The sequence below is a fragment of the Microcoleus sp. w2-18bC1 genome, assembly GCF_036700365.1.
In the GTDB taxonomy this organism is placed as follows: domain Bacteria; phylum Cyanobacteriota; class Cyanobacteriia; order Cyanobacteriales; family Microcoleaceae; genus Microcoleus.
Window position 1 is genome coordinate 14860 of sequence record NZ_JAUBOS010000042.1, and the last position, 16157, is coordinate 31016.

General features: G+C 46.4%; 13 protein-coding genes. 10 read left to right on the forward strand and 3 right to left on the reverse strand.

The annotated features are described in order from the left end of the window. Positions 1-39: 39 nt before the first annotated feature. From QT979_RS19650 to QT979_RS19685, 8 genes are all read left to right on the forward strand, one after another. Positions 40-1122 (forward strand): Hpt domain-containing protein, encoded by a 1083-nt coding sequence (locus QT979_RS19650; protein ID WP_333216343.1) that lies wholly within the window; start codon positions 40-42, stop codon positions 1120-1122. 5 nt (positions 1123-1127) lie between these two features. Continuing rightward, positions 1128-1295 carry a hypothetical protein gene (locus tag QT979_RS19655; RefSeq protein ID WP_333216345.1) on the forward strand — a complete coding sequence of 56 codons (168 nt, stop codon included), beginning with the start codon at positions 1128-1130 and terminating at the stop codon, positions 1293-1295. 55 nt (positions 1296-1350) lie between these two features. After that, entirely contained in the window at positions 1351-1815 is a 465-nt protein-coding gene (locus QT979_RS19660; RefSeq protein ID WP_333216347.1) for a Fur family transcriptional regulator, read from the forward strand. 733 nt (positions 1816-2548) lie between these two features. Continuing rightward, positions 2549-4753, forward strand: coding sequence for a hypothetical protein (locus tag QT979_RS19665; RefSeq protein ID WP_333216630.1), 2205 nt, complete (start codon positions 2549-2551; stop codon positions 4751-4753). A gap of 47 nt (positions 4754-4800) precedes the next feature. Next, on the forward strand, positions 4801-6750 hold the full coding sequence (locus tag QT979_RS19670) for a DUF3685 domain-containing protein (protein WP_333311449.1): 1950 nt from the start codon (positions 4801-4803) through the stop codon (positions 6748-6750). 168 nt (positions 6751-6918) lie between these two features. Continuing rightward, positions 6919-7404 (forward strand): CRR6 family NdhI maturation factor, encoded by a 486-nt coding sequence (locus QT979_RS19675; protein ID WP_333216626.1) that lies wholly within the window; start codon positions 6919-6921, stop codon positions 7402-7404. Positions 7405-7706: 302 nt separating this feature from the next. Then, entirely contained in the window at positions 7707-9239 is a 1533-nt protein-coding gene (locus tag QT979_RS19680; protein WP_333311450.1) for an NAD(P)/FAD-dependent oxidoreductase, read from the forward strand. A 228-nt stretch (positions 9240-9467) separates the two neighbouring features. Further along, positions 9468-10682, forward strand: a complete 1215-nt coding sequence (locus QT979_RS19685; RefSeq protein WP_333216622.1) for an FAD-dependent oxidoreductase — start codon at positions 9468-9470, stop codon at positions 10680-10682. A 146-nt stretch (positions 10683-10828) separates the two neighbouring features. Here QT979_RS19685 and QT979_RS19690 read toward each other — a convergent pair whose 3' ends face one another. Next, the gene (locus QT979_RS19690) at positions 10829-11701 is read right to left on the reverse strand and encodes a pentapeptide repeat-containing protein (protein WP_333216620.1); all 873 of its coding nucleotides are present in this window, start codon (positions 11699-11701) and stop codon (positions 10829-10831) included. A 1143-nt stretch (positions 11702-12844) separates the two neighbouring features. Between QT979_RS19690 and QT979_RS19695 the strand changes: the two genes are divergently transcribed. Continuing rightward, the gene (locus QT979_RS19695; RefSeq protein ID WP_333311451.1) at positions 12845-13108 is read left to right on the forward strand and encodes a helix-turn-helix transcriptional regulator; all 264 of its coding nucleotides are present in this window, start codon (positions 12845-12847) and stop codon (positions 13106-13108) included. Then, entirely contained in the window at positions 13105-14022 is a 918-nt protein-coding gene (locus QT979_RS19700) for a hypothetical protein (protein ID WP_333311452.1), read from the forward strand. The genes QT979_RS19695 and QT979_RS19700 overlap by 4 nt, the downstream gene beginning before the upstream one ends. On the opposite strand, the gene QT979_RS19705 is transcribed toward QT979_RS19700, so the two are convergent. Beyond that, entirely contained in the window at positions 14012-15073 is a 1062-nt protein-coding gene (locus QT979_RS19705; protein WP_333212864.1) for a DNA methyltransferase, read from the reverse strand. The genes QT979_RS19700 and QT979_RS19705 overlap by 11 nt on opposite strands. 147 nt (positions 15074-15220) lie before the next feature. Continuing rightward, the gene (gene surE, locus QT979_RS19710; RefSeq protein WP_333311453.1) at positions 15221-15898 is read right to left on the reverse strand and encodes a 5'/3'-nucleotidase SurE; all 678 of its coding nucleotides are present in this window, start codon (positions 15896-15898) and stop codon (positions 15221-15223) included. Between the last annotated feature and the right edge of the window lie 259 nt (positions 15899-16157).

The following is a 16157-nucleotide window of genomic DNA, read 5'->3' on the forward strand; positions in this document are numbered from 1 at the left end:
ATACGAGTATTTTGAGTCTGCTAGCTGAGGCAGGCTAGAATGTTTTGCATGGGAGCTTCCGACTTTTGGCAGGAGTCGTGTTTTCTCCCGCGAAGAGGGTGCTTTCTGGAGGGTGCACAGATTGTTAGGAGGACTGTCGTGTCAGATCAGCAAGACCGAATAATGCGTTTGTTTATAGAGGAGGCTAAGGAGCACCTCGATACTCTAGAAAATGGTTTAGTGGATTTAAAGTCCACAATGAAAGACCCCGAAAGCGTCCAAGAGATGTTTCGAGCCGCCCATTCCGTGAAAGGAGGGGCGGCTATGCTTGGCTTAGATAGTATTAAAACAACCGCTCACCGTTTGGAAGATTGTTTTAAGGTGCTCAAGGACGGGCCCGTCAAGCAGGTTGACCAAACGGCAGAATCCCTATTTTTAAAGGGAGTTGATACGCTTAAGGACTTGCTGGGGCGACTGGAGGGGCCTTTCGGCTTGAGGAATGAAGAGGGAGAAAAACTCGTGCAGCAGGTGATGCCTGTTTTTGCTCAACTCGAAACTCACCTCGATAAATTGGCGTCAGGGAAAGTGCAGGCGGTTGCTGCTGGGTCTGGTATCCCCGCTGCTTCAACAGCGGGCGCTGTGCCGCCAAATTTTGCTGTTGAAGTGATGACTTTACTCAAAGAAATGTTGCAGGTGTTCAAGCAGAAAGAATCGGCTGCTAGTCGCTCTGAGTTGACGGCTGTGTGCGTTCGCCTCTATAAATTGGGAGGTAAAGTAGAGACTTGGCAAAATTTAGTAAAAACAGCTAGATCTGCGATCGTTAATCCCAAAAACTCTTATAAAGTCTTAGCTCCGTTGATTATCAAAGAACTCAAGGAAGCTGGCGATTTAGTACAAGTGGGGAAAGTCAAGACGATCGTTCCGAGTAAAAATTTGCTACTTTTGGCAGCAAGCCCAAAACCAGCCGCCCCAGTCGCCCCAGCCGCCCCAGCCGCCCCAGCCGCCCCAGCCGCAGCGTCGAAGCAAGTCGCACTTCCGGCCGAACCGAAGGCGGTAGTCAAGCTTTTGCTCAAAACTTTCAACAAAAAGCAACTCTCGGAAATCGCCAAGTTACTGGTTAACGCCATCAAATCCTCGAACTAGGAGGTGTGGCAGTAGAAGATAGAATCAAAGCAATATTTGTGAGGCGGATAATTTTCTGGGGGTGCTGGCAGCCGCTCGTTGAGCAGCAACTCGAAAAAATTCACTCATTCGAGATTTTTGCCCTCTACCTTCTACTGTTGGGCAAGCCTGCGTTAGAATTAGTGGATATGTAGGCGTGCAATATTGTACCAGAATTAAAAATCGAGCAGGCTTTATAAGGCGGTAGCTGTGAAACCAATTAGTTCATTAGAAGATGCTTTAAACCGCTGTCAGGCGATGGGAATGCGCTTGAGCCGCCAGCGTCGATTTATTCTAGAACTTTTGTGGGAGGCAAAAGAACACCTCTCGGCTCGCGAAATTTACGATCGCCTCAACAAACAAGCGCATTCGATCGGGCATACTTCTGTTTATCAAAATCTAGAAGCTTTGTCGAGAGCAGGGATTATTGAGTGCATAGAACGTTCGGAGGGACGCTTGTACGGCAATGTCAGCGACTCTCACTCTCACGTCAATTGTCTTGATACGGCTCAGATTCTCGACGTTCATGTGGAATTGCCGATCGAATTGATCGAACAAATCCAACAGCAAACTGGTGTCAGAATTGTAGACTACCGGATAGATTTCTACGGATATCGCTCTGCCGAGTCCGCCACGGAAGCATCGAGTGTCAGCGATACGCCAAAGGCTTCGTAACGGATAAAGCAGCGGCTGTTGGAAGCAAAACTGATATTTGTACTGGGTGGATCGGTGGTATAAAATGATTTAAGTATTTAGCTGGGTTCGATCGGTTTTTTTGCCGTCGCCAGCCGGAATTTGGTACAGTCGAAAAAAAATGAAAACAGAAAAATGAAACTCGATCGACAAGTTGGGCGATCGGGAATAAAATTTACGACTAAACCAAAAAATCATTTCTACCCGGTACACCTAAAAGTGTAGACCAAATCCGGCTGTAATGCCCCTTTATTTTTAATCGGCTTGGAGGAGACGAAATTTAGTGTAGTTGCGGTTTCAACCGCTGAGTCTGATAATGGAATTTCTGACCCGGATTTAATATTAGACCTTAGTTTAATCGCTCCCCCAATCCATCTGTGGAGTCAAATCTAAAATCTAAAATCTAAAATCTAAAATCTAAAATTGCTCGACTGACGGGGCTTTATACTGTTTTTTCTGCTAAACGGCCCCGGGATCTGTCAATAACTGTTAGATAACTGGTATGATTTACGTGCTTCGGGAGCCTAAAATACTCGGAAGCAACCAGTGGGGCCAGACACAAACCTCACTATAAAACGCCGTAGAGGGAAAGATTGCCAGTACCTTGAAGGAAGTTCTCGATCTCCTTAACAGGAGTCAGAAGCCGACATCACAATCTATGATTTGATGTGGGAGTGTCACGTGAAGAGTGCGCATTACAGGACAAGCTGAAGTAATGGCGAGACGACAATCTGACCAATTCCACACACCACCGCAATACAACCCATCCCTCAAACCGACGGCACAGTTCAGTGCAGAGGCGACAGGCGATGCGAGTTCCTCAGTAACGGCGCTGCCGACCGAGGGGAAAAGAACTTTTTGGCAGTGGCAGCTAATCTGGCTGAGTCTCCTGGTGGGATTTGGAGTAACGGGGGCCGCTGCATTTCTGTGGTTACTGACGATGCCGCCGCCGCCCAATTGCCAGCAACTGTCGCCGCTGGCGGCGGACGGAGAGCGACTTTACTGCGCTCAGCAAGCCGCTAAGTCGGGCAAGCTAGAACAGCTAGAATCGGCAATGGCACTGGTGCAGGCTTGGCCGAAAGAACATCCGCTATACTCGCAAGGTCAACATTTGATAGGGGAATGGTCGAAAGCCATTCTGGGATTTGCCAGGGCAAAAATTGAGAGGGGCGATTTGAAAGGCGCTCTGGAGATTGTGGCGAAAATTCCGAAAACCAGTCCGTCTTACCCAGAGGTACAGGAGGCTGTGACTGCTTGGGAAAAAAATTGGCAGGAGGGCCAAAAACTCTACGATACAGCCCTAGCAGCTTTGAAAAGTGAGGATTTAAGGAAGGCTTGGGATTATGCTCAAGCTTTGTTCAAGCTGGAAAATGTTTTCTGGAGTCAAAAGCGGTACAACGAGCTGATCCAGCAGATTTCTTTGGAAAGAAACGGCTGGCAGCGCTTGGAAGAGGCTAGAGATTTGGCGAAGGACGAGACTCCGCAAAAGTTCGCTGAGGCGATCGTCCTGGCTCGCAAAATAGACTCGCAGCTTTTTGCCCGCGCTAAAGCTGAGAAGGAAATTGAGGGCTGGAGCCGGACTTTGCTGGCAATGGCTACTAAGCGGTTGGGGGCGAAAGACCTGCCGGGGGCGATCGAGGCTGCTTCTGTTGTGCCACAGGATTCGCTACTGTTTGCGGAAGCTCAAGATTTGATGCAGTTGGGTAGAGCTCAGGCAGTGACGTGGAACCAGTCGATATCAACTCCGCTGCCACAACACATTTTTAGCTTGCTTGAAGGGCAGGGGGCTGCTAGCAAAATAGCTCCAGGTCGCCCTCTGTACAAGCAAGCTCAAGTTCAAATTGAAAATTTGCAGGTGCAGTTTCAAGATTTGCTGCGGCTGCAAGTGGCGAGTACGATCGCTAGTGTCGGTCAGATAGGAACGTTTGGACTCGCGATCGAGCAAGCGCAAACCATTGGACTTAAGCAGCCACGGCGCGTTCACGCTCAAACTTTGGTGGCTGCTTGGCGTCGGGAAATTCAGCGGATCGAAGACCAATCTTTTCTGACTTTGGCGAAGCAGTTGGCAGAACCGCAGACGGTTGAAGGACTCAAGGGCGGTATGGCTCAGTTAGCCCTGGTTGCTCAAAACCGCCCCCGCAGGATAGAAGCGCAAACTCTCTTGGCTCAGTGGACGAAACGTATAGAAGTTATTCAAGATCAGCCTTTTTTGGATGAAGCGATCGCCCTGGCGAAGCAAGGAAAACTTAGTGCTGCTATTGAAAAAGCTTCGGCAATTAAGAGCGGTAGGACTTTGTACGCGAAAGCTCAGGATAATGTCTATCAGTGGGTGAGTGAACTGCAAGTTGCTCAAGATAGACCGATTCTTGATCGAGCTTCGGCATTGGCATCTCAAGGCAGTCTAGGAGCGGCGATCGATACGGCTTCCCAAATCGGTTACGGTAGGGCGCTGTATTCAGAGGCAGCAGGTGCGATCGGGCGCTGGAGTGCTGAACTCAGAGCCAACAGTGCGCCGCCGCCGGAACCCGCTCGCGAGTACGCGCCGGAACCCGCTCGCGAGTATGCGCCAGCTCCGCGACAGGAGGAGTACGCGCCAGCTCCGCGACAGGAGGAGTACGCGCCAGAACCAGAGCCTTACTATCCGCCTGCGAGAGAAGAGGCCCCGGCTCCGGAACCTTACTATCCGCCTGCTAGAGAAGAGGCCCCGGCTCCGGAAGCTTACTATCCGCCTGCTAGAGAGCCGGAACCGGAACCTTACTATCCGCCCGCGCCAGAGCCGGAACCTTACTATCCGCCCGCGAGAGAAGAGGCCCCGGCTCCGGCTCCGGAACCTGCTCCTCCGGCTCCGGCTCCGGAACCCGCGCCGCCCTCGATTCCTGAATCGGCTGGGCCTCCTGATGCTAATTTGCTCCCGGAGTAATTGGGTTTTCGCACGATCGCTCTCTAAAATCTCAAATCTAAAATCAAGTGAGTAATTTCCAAGTGCTGACGATCGAGGGCGACCCCATTTTCCGGCTGGGGCTGCGAGTTGCTTGCGAGCAGTATCCAGACTTGCAAGTTGTTGCAGAGATTTCAACCGCAACCGAGGCTTTGCGGGTTCTCGAATCTCGCTCGATCGACTCGGTAGCAGCCAAGAAGCCCACAGATTTGGTAATTTTGGCTGTTGAGACTTTAAATTTGCGATCGGGCCAAACAGAGGCGCTGGCCTTTTGTCGCGAACTCAAAAGTTTGTACCCCAACCTCCCCCTGTTGCTGCTAGGCGGGCCGCTCACACCAGAGCTGTTGGCTCAGGTACAGGCGACGGGTGCGAATGGCTATTGTCCTAAAGGTAGAGATATTTCCTTGACAATCGAAGCTATTCGCGCGGTGGCATCTGGTCGCACTTATTGGGCGACGGATGCGACAACGAACTCGGAAATAGAACTAAATGCAGCGGTGGTTCAAACAGTAGAAAACTCCGCAGTAATTGCCGATAACAATGCAGATAATTCGACAGTTGATACGCCAGTACACAAAAAAATGCTGGCTTATTTTTGTCAGTCTGGACTACGGGAAATAGATGCAACTTTGGCGGTTGTTCAAGCTGATTTGCAAGAGATTAAAGCGGCAAATCCGACAGATTTGCCCTCTATTTTAGATGGGGTTGTTCTCAGCGGGCGCCGCAGAGAATTGCTGGCAGCTCGCTGGATTGTCAGTCAGTTCTTATTGGAAGGAAAAGGGGAGAAGGCAGAAGGCAGAAGGCAGAAGGCAGAAGGCATAAAGCAGAGGATAGAAGACCGAAGGCAGAAAGAGGAAATGAGAGGCGAGAATTTGTTAAATAATTCTCAATCGCAATTAGCGAATTCCCAAGTTTCGGCTGAATCTTTGGTGGTTGCAACTAATTGGCAAGGTAGCTTGTTTGACTCGGCGGCAGCTAAATTGCAGTTTGATTTGGTGAATTTGACTGGCTTGCCTTTGGAAATCGATATTTTGCGATCGACCAAAAAGCGTGAATTGATGACTTCCATCCTGCATAAGTTAAAGGATTTGCTGGAAGAATTGCGCTTTTCGCAAGTGCAGCAAACTCAATTGTCGCAAAAAATGCCTGCTATTTTACGGGATTTGTGGGAGGCGACAATCATAGATTTTTTTGGCAGATACTATACACTGCCAACGGTAGAAAATCTGGTTTTTGATGGGAGTCAAACAAGCTTGAAACTGGGAGAAAGTCAAGAGGGAAGCGCTGCTTATCTCTTGGCAGGTAGCGGCGTAGAAGTTGTGCCGATACTGCTGGCAGATGCTGATGTAGTTGCAGCTCAAATCCTTGACAAAATACCGATGACAGTTGATTTTTTTGCACATTTGCTATTTGAAGTTCCTCTAACTGTTGACAATATTTCTTGTGTTGCTGGCAGCCCGGCAGCAATGCAGCGAGCTGAAGCTTTGTTGGAAAATTTGGCAATTCAAGTTGCTAGCGGAGTGGTACAGCCTCTACTAAATAATTTGGCAAATATTGAAGAAATTAAGCAAATTTTTTACGATGGTAAGTTGATTTCGACGCGAGAAATTGAGCGGTTTCGGAATGAGTTGTCGTGGAGATATAGCTGGGATAGATATTTTGTGGAACCGAAAGCTATTTTTGAAAGCAGGTTTTGGCTGTTTATTTTGGGCGATTCTGGAATTAAAAAAATTTCTATTTATGCTCCAAGAAATCTGGAGTTAGTACAGCTTTCTGGCTGGCAGTTAGCCTTAACTTTGGTGCTGGAAACCAGGGATGCGATCGCACCTAGAGTTCGCGCGGTTATTTCGTTGTTGGGTGCTGGCGTTGTTTATGTTTTGACTCAGGTTATAGGGCGAGGAATTGGTTTGATTGGGCGGGGAATTATCCAGGGGATTGGTAATTCTTTGCAAGATAGCAAGTTTGGGAAAAATGGGTAATTAGTCATTAGTCATTAGTCATTATTTCGTAGTCATTAGTGAGCTAAAATATTTATAGGTGGTGGTATGATAACTAAATGGTAGACAGTTGACAATCAAGCAATTGGGTACTCGCCTCCCGGATTCATCTGTGGGATTAATCTAAAAATTAAAATGGGTTGACTTTTTATGAGTATTATGATATCGATAGATGCCGATCGCATAAACAGTTTAGATTTGTCTCCGGTGCGGAGTGTGATTGAAAAGTGGCTGGCCGAAGGAGCGATCGCCCAAAACGAACAACAGCTACAATTTGAAATTGAGTATCCGCGCGAAGAGTTAGATCCGCGAGAAATTTCGGAAATTCCCGAAGTGCGGCTGTGGTTTATTCGCTTGGATGCTTGTTATCCTTGGCTGCCATTTTTGCTGGATTGGAAAGCGGGAGAATTGGCGCGCTATGCCGCGATGTTGGTGCCGCACCAGTTCCACCGCACCCAAGGTATTCAGTACAATCCTGAAGCTTTGGAAATGTTTTTGATGAACAAAATTTTTGTGTTGACTGATTGGTTGAATGAGCAGGGAATTCCCAGTAAATCGAAGTTGATGGCGATGTCGCAGATGTTTGGTTATGATTTGGAGGATGCTTTTTTTGATGTGATTTTGCCCCACAAATAAGCATCTCGCTCAAATTAACATAGTCCTAATTAGGTAGGCGACTCTATACCGAAAGACTAAGTAGAAAGGTAGAAATTCGGTTTCTTCCCTTGTGGGGCGGGTTTTCCAGTCCGCCTCCGCTGCTATAAGTTCCATCCACAACAGCTTAATAAAACTTAACAGCAACCGCCATCAGACTTTAATACCATTCTTAAACCAGCGCGCCTCAAAAAATTGTTGCTGGACTTCACAATTTTCTCAGAATTGAGAGTTAGTTTAAATAGACAACGATCGCCCGATTCAATCGATCGAGGAAATTTACCATGAAAACAGATTACCTCATCGTCGGCAGTGGTTTATCAGCACTGGTTTTCGGAGCTTTGATGGCAAACTCCGGCAAAACCGTACACATCCTCGAAGCTCACGAGCACCCCGGAGGCTTTGGTCACACCTTTACGATGGCCAAAAAATACACCTTTAATGCCCAATTCCACTACGTTTGGGACTGCGGCGAAGGACATACAGTCAATCGAGTTCTCAAAAAACTCGGTCTCGATCGAGATGTCACCTTTGAACGGTACGATCCGAATGGCTACGACCACATGAGAATGCCGGGGTATGAGCTGGATATTCCCTCCGAACCAGAGGAACTGATCCGCCGATTGTCGGCCCTGTTTCCCGAAGCGGGCGAGAGAATTCGCAAATTCGTCAACGAAGTCGAGAAAACCGGCGAAGGACTAAGAAAACTCGCTCCTCCCGTCAAACCAATTGAATTGCTCAAAAACTTCGGTGACGTATTCTGTGCCGTCCAACATCTCAATAGTACACTTCAGGACGTTTTCGACAAGTTCCAACTCCCGCAAGCCGCCCAAACCCTATTAGCCCTGCAATGGCCTGACTTTTTGCTGCCCCCAAATCAGCTTTCTTTCTATGCTTGGATTGCCTTGTTTAGAGGCTATCAAGAAGGTGCATTTTACCCGACGCAGCATTTTGAATCTGTCATCAATTCTTTAGTTAATGTCATTGAATCCAACGGGGGAAAAGTTCTACTAAACCATGAAGTCACTAATTTTAGGGTGACAAACAGAACAGTAACTGGTGTTGAAGCGATGGATTTGACCACCCATCAAACCCATGAATTCACGGGCAACACGGTGATTTGCAACCTTGACCCGAAAAGAGCAGCCAAAATGATTGGAGAGGAACTGTTCTCTAAAACAGTGCGGCGGAAACTCAACTATGAGTATTCTGCATCTAACTACATGGTGTACTGCGTTGTCAAAGATATTGATCTCCGAGACTATGGATTTGGCAAGTGGAATACGTTTCATTCTGAGCACTTGGATCTGAATGAAGCCTTTGCTCAAATGTACGATCGAAATGATTTTTCTCGTCCGAGCTTTGCAATTACAACGCCAACTTTACTGACGGAAGCGCGGCGGGATTGTCCAGAAGATTGTCAAATTGTCGAATTTCTGACTGTTGCTAATTACAGCTATTTTAAACAACTTTGGGAGACAGATCGCAAAGCTTACAGACAGAAGAAACAAGAGATTCTGGACTCGATTTTAGATGTTGTGGAAAAACACTATGTTCCGAATTTCCGCAAACACATGGTCTTTCATATTACCGGAAGTCCGACGACTAACGAGCGCTTCTGTTGGTGTCCAAACGGTAATTCCTACGGTTCCACCCTGACGCCGCGCAACATGGGAGTCGATCGACTAAATCATGAAACATCCCTCAACAATTTCTATTTCTGCAACGCCTCTTCGGGCTATCCCGGCTTTGCACCGACATTTTGGACGGGGGCGCTGCTTTATCAAAGTTTATCCGGCGATGCGATTTTAGGCTAGGAGGAATTGGTTACTCGGCGATTGAAATCGCTACTACAGAAACGAAGTCTGCCTCCGCAGACTAAAAAATAAAAAGGGCATCACATCCAACCTGGCAACGAGAGAAAGCTAGAAAAAGGTTCTTGTCCCCCCCCTTATTAAGGGGGGTTAGGGGGGATCGGATCGTTTCTTCAACACCTCTTAAGCATTCGATGATTAATGTTCCATTCTATCAAGTAGGAGTGAACTATGAGAATTGCAATTGTTGGGGGCGGAGCCAGTGGTATGGCAGCAGCCTACTGGCTCGATAAACAGGGGCATCACGTTACTGTGTTGGAAAGTCAGCCGATTTTAGGCGGACACATTAGGACGCTGAACAAAAATGTTGTACCCAATCAATCTGAGTGCAATGAAATATTAGAAAATGGGGTGCTAGAATTTCCGACTGTGTTTTACAATTTCGTGGCTTTTATGCAGGATCTCGGCGTTGAATTAGAACCCGTGCAGATTGGTTCAGCGTTGTTTTTTAAAGATGGCACTCACTTTTTGTCTGCGGTCTCTATCCGAAAGAATTTCACCGGAATCCAACGTCTGAGCGAGTATTTGCGGCTTGATAGTCTCTACGCTCGTTCGGCGGGGTTTATTTTAAAAATGCGGTTTGCTAAACAGCACGATTTCTACGATGTGCCGCTTTCGGAGTCTTTGAAAAGCTCGTGCGTCCGCAATTATTGGCTGAAGTTGCTGACGATGTATAGCTACTCGATACCGTTTGAATTACTCGACAATTTTCCGGCGGAATTAGCGATGCCTGTTTTGCGCGAATATGCCTCGGTCAACTGGGTGAGGATTAAAGGCGGGGTGTATTCTTACATTGAAAAGATTTTGGAGCGATTTAAGGGCGATATACGGCTAAATGTGGAGATTGCCAATATTTTTAGAAGTGCGGATGCTGTAAAAATCGTGCTTTCTGATGGGGAAATCCAGGAATTTGATAAGGTCGTTTTTGCGATGCCACCCGATCAAGTTATGAGGCTATTGTCTGATCCGACGGAGGCGGAAACGAAGCGGTTTTCGGCGTGGAAAGCCAATTATGCAACCACTGTACTGCATTCGGATACATCGATGTACGATCGCTACGGTATCCGCAAGTTATCAGAATTTGATTTTTTCGAGACGGAGAAGGGATGGGGATATAATGCGAGCTTGAATCAGCTTTGCGGCATCTCCTCGCCACGAGAGTACAGTTTAGCTTTTCAACTGCAGGAGTCGATCGCCCAAAAGCACATTATTCACATTCAGAAACATCACACGCCGCTGTACACTGTGGAGTCTTTTCGATATCGAGATGAAGTTATCGAGACTAATGGCGAGAACCACACTTATCATGCGGGAGCTTATTTGGGGGATGGTTTGCACGAAGGAGCCATTACCTCTGCTTTGCGAGTCGCGAAATTAATCGGGTGAACTCAATTGTGATGCTACAAACTCTCGCAAATATCAGTAAATTTCTTGCCGGTGCAACACTCTCACAAAAGTAATGATGTCTGCATCAAAAGTTAAACCCATGCGAGAGTCGTCCACTCGGATGCGAAATTAATTTTTGACCTTGCCTAAGCTGCGACACCACGTGCTGCAGTTAAGTAGACATCATTGCTCATAGATGGGGGCATGGTTGATCCGGCTAACTGAGTACCCTCAAAGTTGGCTCCCGTGAACGTTGCCCCGCTCAAGTCGGCTTCGCTCAAGTCTGCATAGCACAGCCTAGCCCAATCGAGGTTTGCCTGCACCAAAGAAACTCCCACCAGATTTGCCCTGGTTAAATCTGCTCCCATCAACTTGACGCCCCGCAACTGAGCCCCGCTGAGATTGGCAGCTAACAAGTTAGAGCCTTCCAGGTTTACCCCGTTTAGTTTGGCTTCGCTCATGTTGACGCCATTGAGATCCGTCCTGCTCAGGTCAATGCCATTGATGTAAGCTTTCCTGAGATAGATGCCTGTTAGTTGAGCGCCAAAAAGCTTTGCACCGCTGAGTTTTGCCCCTCCGCAGTTGGCCCAGTTGAGGTTAGCTCCCGTGAGGTTAGCGCCCCGCAGATTGATGAATTGCAGGTCGGCTGTACACAAATTGGCGTTCCAGAGGATGGCGCTCCGCAGGTTGCTACCGATGAGTTGGGCGCCACTCAACTTTGCCCTGGGCAGTTTTGCTTTGACGAGGAAAGCTCCGCTGAGATTGGCTTTTGTAAGCTCTGCGTCTGCTAGTCTGGCTTGGCCCATTTTGGCAAAACTCAGATTTGCCCTGTAAAGGTTTGCGTCGTTGAGTTCTGCTTTGGTGAGATGCGCCCGACTCAGGTTAGCTCCCGACAGGTTAGCCCTCGAAAGGTTGACGCCGACCAACATAGCTCCGCTGAGGTTTGCTCCGCTGAGGTTTGCGTCAGCAAAGTCTCTGTTTCCATTTTCGTATTCTTTGAGCAGCTCGGTTACTTCCATACTGGTCACATTCCTAATAGCGGAAATTTATTTAGAAATAAACACTCTTTATAAGTATTTTATCTCAAATGGAGCGGACGCGATCGCACTTTCAAGAAAGCTGACAATTAACTTTATATTTATACATATACTTTGTGCTTTTTCCAGATTCCCGACCGTTTTGAGGTCATAGTCTGAAACCCTTGATTTATCGTGGGTCTCTAGTGTGCTTCGGCAAGCGTTGCGATCGTACTGAGGAATGAGAATTAAATAACTTCCACTCTTGAAAGTGGGATGGGCGTCCCGCCCGTCCAAAAAGGACGGGCGGGACGCCCATCCCACAATAACAATTAAAATTGTAAGTTATTTAATTCGCGATCCTGAGATCGGTGAAACCGTTATTCTCAATAGGTAAGCCATCAAACACTGTCCTAATTATTAATCAATAGTAAAATAATATTCTTGTTGTCCACTGTGACTAACAGCTTTTTTAAACGGAGACTGCAAATTTCTTAGTTGTGTTTGCTTCAGGTGTCGCGAAGGCTGGCATGGTCATATCTCCATATTTTTATCTCCTGTCATTTTTGAGGAAAATTAGATCTAAAACAACAGCTTAATCAGCGAGAAATTTTCTCGGTTGTCTCGCAGGAGTTATACGATCGTGCTTTTCAATATTTCCTTGAGTCTATCGGGGTGAAAAGTAATTTCAGACATTGTACTTATGAGGAATTTATCGATATGCCTAACGGTAGAGGGTATTCGTTCAAAACTTAGCGGATAATATATTGCAGATTTTACAAAACTAACAGCGAGTATTATCTGTAAAGTATCACCCTCTCTACTGGCAGTTAGGCAAATGTGTCAATCTATGTTATGCTGAGTCAAAATGGAGGAATAATCATGTCAAAAGAAAGAAAAAGCAATAAAGAAGTCAAAAAGCCAAAGAAACAACCTGATGGTGTTGCTAAGCCGAAGGATGACAAAAAAAATTATGGTAGCACCGAGGGCCGCAAGTAGAGATAGCTGCCACTCTCTCAACTGTGATTAATTTTGTTCAATTGTCATTACTATCGATTTTTAACAGATTCAAATATCCTATTTTGGGATTATCCGAAAACAGGTTTATTATATCTAGGGTATATGCAGTCCTAAACCCAAAGTATAATGAAATCTGTTTTTAGCGATGAATATGAAACCTTCCGTTGCTGTATGATTGCGGCTCGTAAAGAAGCGCAACTAACTCAGGAGTCTGTTGCTAAATCTCTTAAAAAGCCCCAGTCTTTCGTAGCCAAATATGAAAACGGTGAACGACGGTTAGATGTAATTGAGTTTCTGTTAGTTGCTCATGTAATTGGTGTAGATCCTTGCGATATTATTAGGAAAATTTCACAAAAAATATCTAAAGCATCTTGTGAGAGCGAGATATGAATACCCAAGATGTAATCAGACTTGCCTCCCAATATCTAGATCGCTTATCGGGTAACACTTTCGACGTTTTAGATGTATCTAAACCTGTTACCGTAGATGCAGCGGTGAACCTGTCTAAAGTTATCTCAAAGCTTTCGCCCTTAGTCGGAAATTTAATCGAATTTAACACCGTTGAATTCTTGAATCAACAAAATGAGTTCGCTGAATTTGGAAAGTGGCATAGGCAAGATCCTGGCTTTCCAGATACTATTTTCCTCGGCATAGTTCAACCAACGCCAGGATTAGAAATCAAAGCGTGGTTCCCACTAGCAACAGAGATAACAGCACGTTTCAAAGATAGTCAGAATCACTTTAGGTTCGATCAGACCTACGTTGCTATCCTGGCATGGCTACCCGATAAAATCATCTATGGCAAGCCTCGCATTCTTGATGTGTGCGTTGTCTCTGGTTTATCGGTAGCTGTAGCGAGAGATACCCACTATCACAATCCGCCGGATTATCTTGTTTTAGAGCCGGAAGATACAACTCAAAGAACAGCAAATTTGCAACAAACAAACACCAGTGGATATAAATTCCAAGGCTCTGCGGAGGAGTTTTTAGAAGCTCAGAAAATAGTTGATTCATGGGGTACTCAAGGAAAAGTCTACAAACCAACTAGAGAGTATCAGCGCCTTCTGCGGGAGCTACGGATACGCTATGAATATAGACTAGATACAAATTTTGCAAAGATGGACAGAATTGTACATCCAGGCATTGAGGAATTTAAGCGACGTGTCTACAATACTGAAGTTTCCGGTATGACCGTTGGTCGGTGGAATAAGCTTTTATCAAGTCGCCTAGAAGGCAGCATCAAGAAATCCCTACAAGATTATCTACAGATTAGAGAAGAGAGTATTGATGAAATTATTGATTAAATCTCTGTACACCATAGTAGAAATAGTCGGGGTCTATCTCGCAAGAAAAGGCTTTTCTTTTGAGTTTCCGTGCTGACAAAGCTGCACTGAAAAGTCCGCCAAAAGGTTCCCATATAACATCGTTTTCATCGCTCGATGCCTCAACAATAAGGTTCATCAGATCCAGAGGTTTTTGGTTGAGATGTAATGCTTTTCCAGAGAGAGTTTTAACTCTCTCATCACCCCGTAAAGCTTGACGCTCCCAAACGTTTGTAAAACCGTGAGGGCATCTAAATTTCGATCGCATATTGCTCCATTCTTGTCCCGTTAAAGGCTGATTGCCATCCAGCGAAAAGTATGGTTTTCCTTGAGGACTACCATACTCATTTGCATAGTTCACTAGCCTTTCAAACATCTCGGTCGGAGGGAAATACCACAAATGCCCTTGATCGAAGTATTTCCTGGTTGCTGCATCCACTACCCCGCAAGCATCGTTGGCTCGTCGTAACGGCAATCCTGAGCGTTTCCATTCTCGTAATAACCATGCTTTTAAGGTAAGTTCATTAACTGTTACTTCTCTGACGTATTGAACGCAGACTTCTGTAACGACGGGGAACCTGCGAATTTTTTGTGTGTTAACATTCCCTGCGATATGACCTTTTCCCTTGTTCCAAATATTGGAATTTACATAGCGCCAACCATATTTTTCTAGAAGTGGATGCACAATAGCCCAACCAATCTCTGAATTCCAAAACCAGAGTGTTGTACAGGGTATGGCTGCTTTTGACCAGGCCTCGATATGAGGTTTATACCAATTAGGTAAATCAATGTGATCTGAGGTATCTCCTTCAAACCCAAGAATACCGTAAGCTCCATCGGAAACTATGACAGTAGGTTGCTCCCAATTGTCATAGTGCTGGAGACTATCGCCAAGATATAAAGTAACGTATTCGTCACTCCATGCAGAAAAGTTAAAATTGGTATTGAGATTAGCTACTTTGCCACGACCAACAGTGCTGCTCGCTTTGCGTTTTAAGATGCTGGGAGAATTCGCTTCTGCGTTAGGACTCATTTGTTGACTTACGTGACTGTAAAAATTACGTACAAATATTTTATCCTATTTTGGGATATTGAGGCTAAGTGATACCAAAGTTAACCTACCTACTTCCGCTTTGTTGACAAAAAATATACTTCGATCGCCCAAATCCATCAAATCCCATCACAGCGATATCTCAGTCACTGCAATATTACCCTCAAAACACACGTCAACATCAGTCCCCGCCGCCCGATCGCGCGATCCATATTCTCCGGCATAATAAAAGTATTCTCCCTCCATCCGGTACACCACTGGCAGCGGCTGCGTCGAAGGCTGGCAAAACACAATTTCCGGTTCCGCACTTCCGGGCGCTAAATGGGGCAAATTCACATTCCAGAAACACCCAGACTTTGGTTCCCGGTTCAGCAAATCTGCCAACACCCGCGATGTCCAGCGAGTAGCGACATCCCAGTCTATTTCGAGCGGCCTTTTAATCCGGTGGGAAATAGCGATGCCCGGAATACCGTGCATCGCTGCTTCCCGCACAGCCGCCACCGTACCCGAAATATACACGTCAACTCCCAAATTGCCGCCCGCGTTAATACCCGAAAGCACCAAATCCGGCTTCGCACAAACGTGATGAAGAGCGATGCGGACACAATCAGCCGGTGTTCCCCCTACAGCATATTCCACGGACGATCGCCGATCGACATGAATCGGACTGTGAGCCGTCACCTGATGCCCGCAGCCGGACAATTGGCCTTGGGGAGCCACCATAATTGTCTTGCCGCTTACTGCTTGCAAAAGTGCTTGAATGCCGGGAGCATCGATGCCGTCGTCGTTGGTTAAAATTATCGTCATTAAAAATGTGTCGGTTTTATAGAACCGATTTGAGAGCGCAGAGGCTGGCAACCTTCTGGTAGTTCTAGCCTAAATTGGTTGTTGATTGGTGGCGATCGTCAGTATGAGCATTGCCACACATTTATATCATCGCATTAATTGAACAGTTGCCCCAGAAATGTGGCGCGCCACATTTTAGCCGAGTCGCACCTTGATATGACAGCTAAAGCGACTTGTTACGCTTGCCCCAGTGCAGCATTTATGACATCAGTGTCGATGC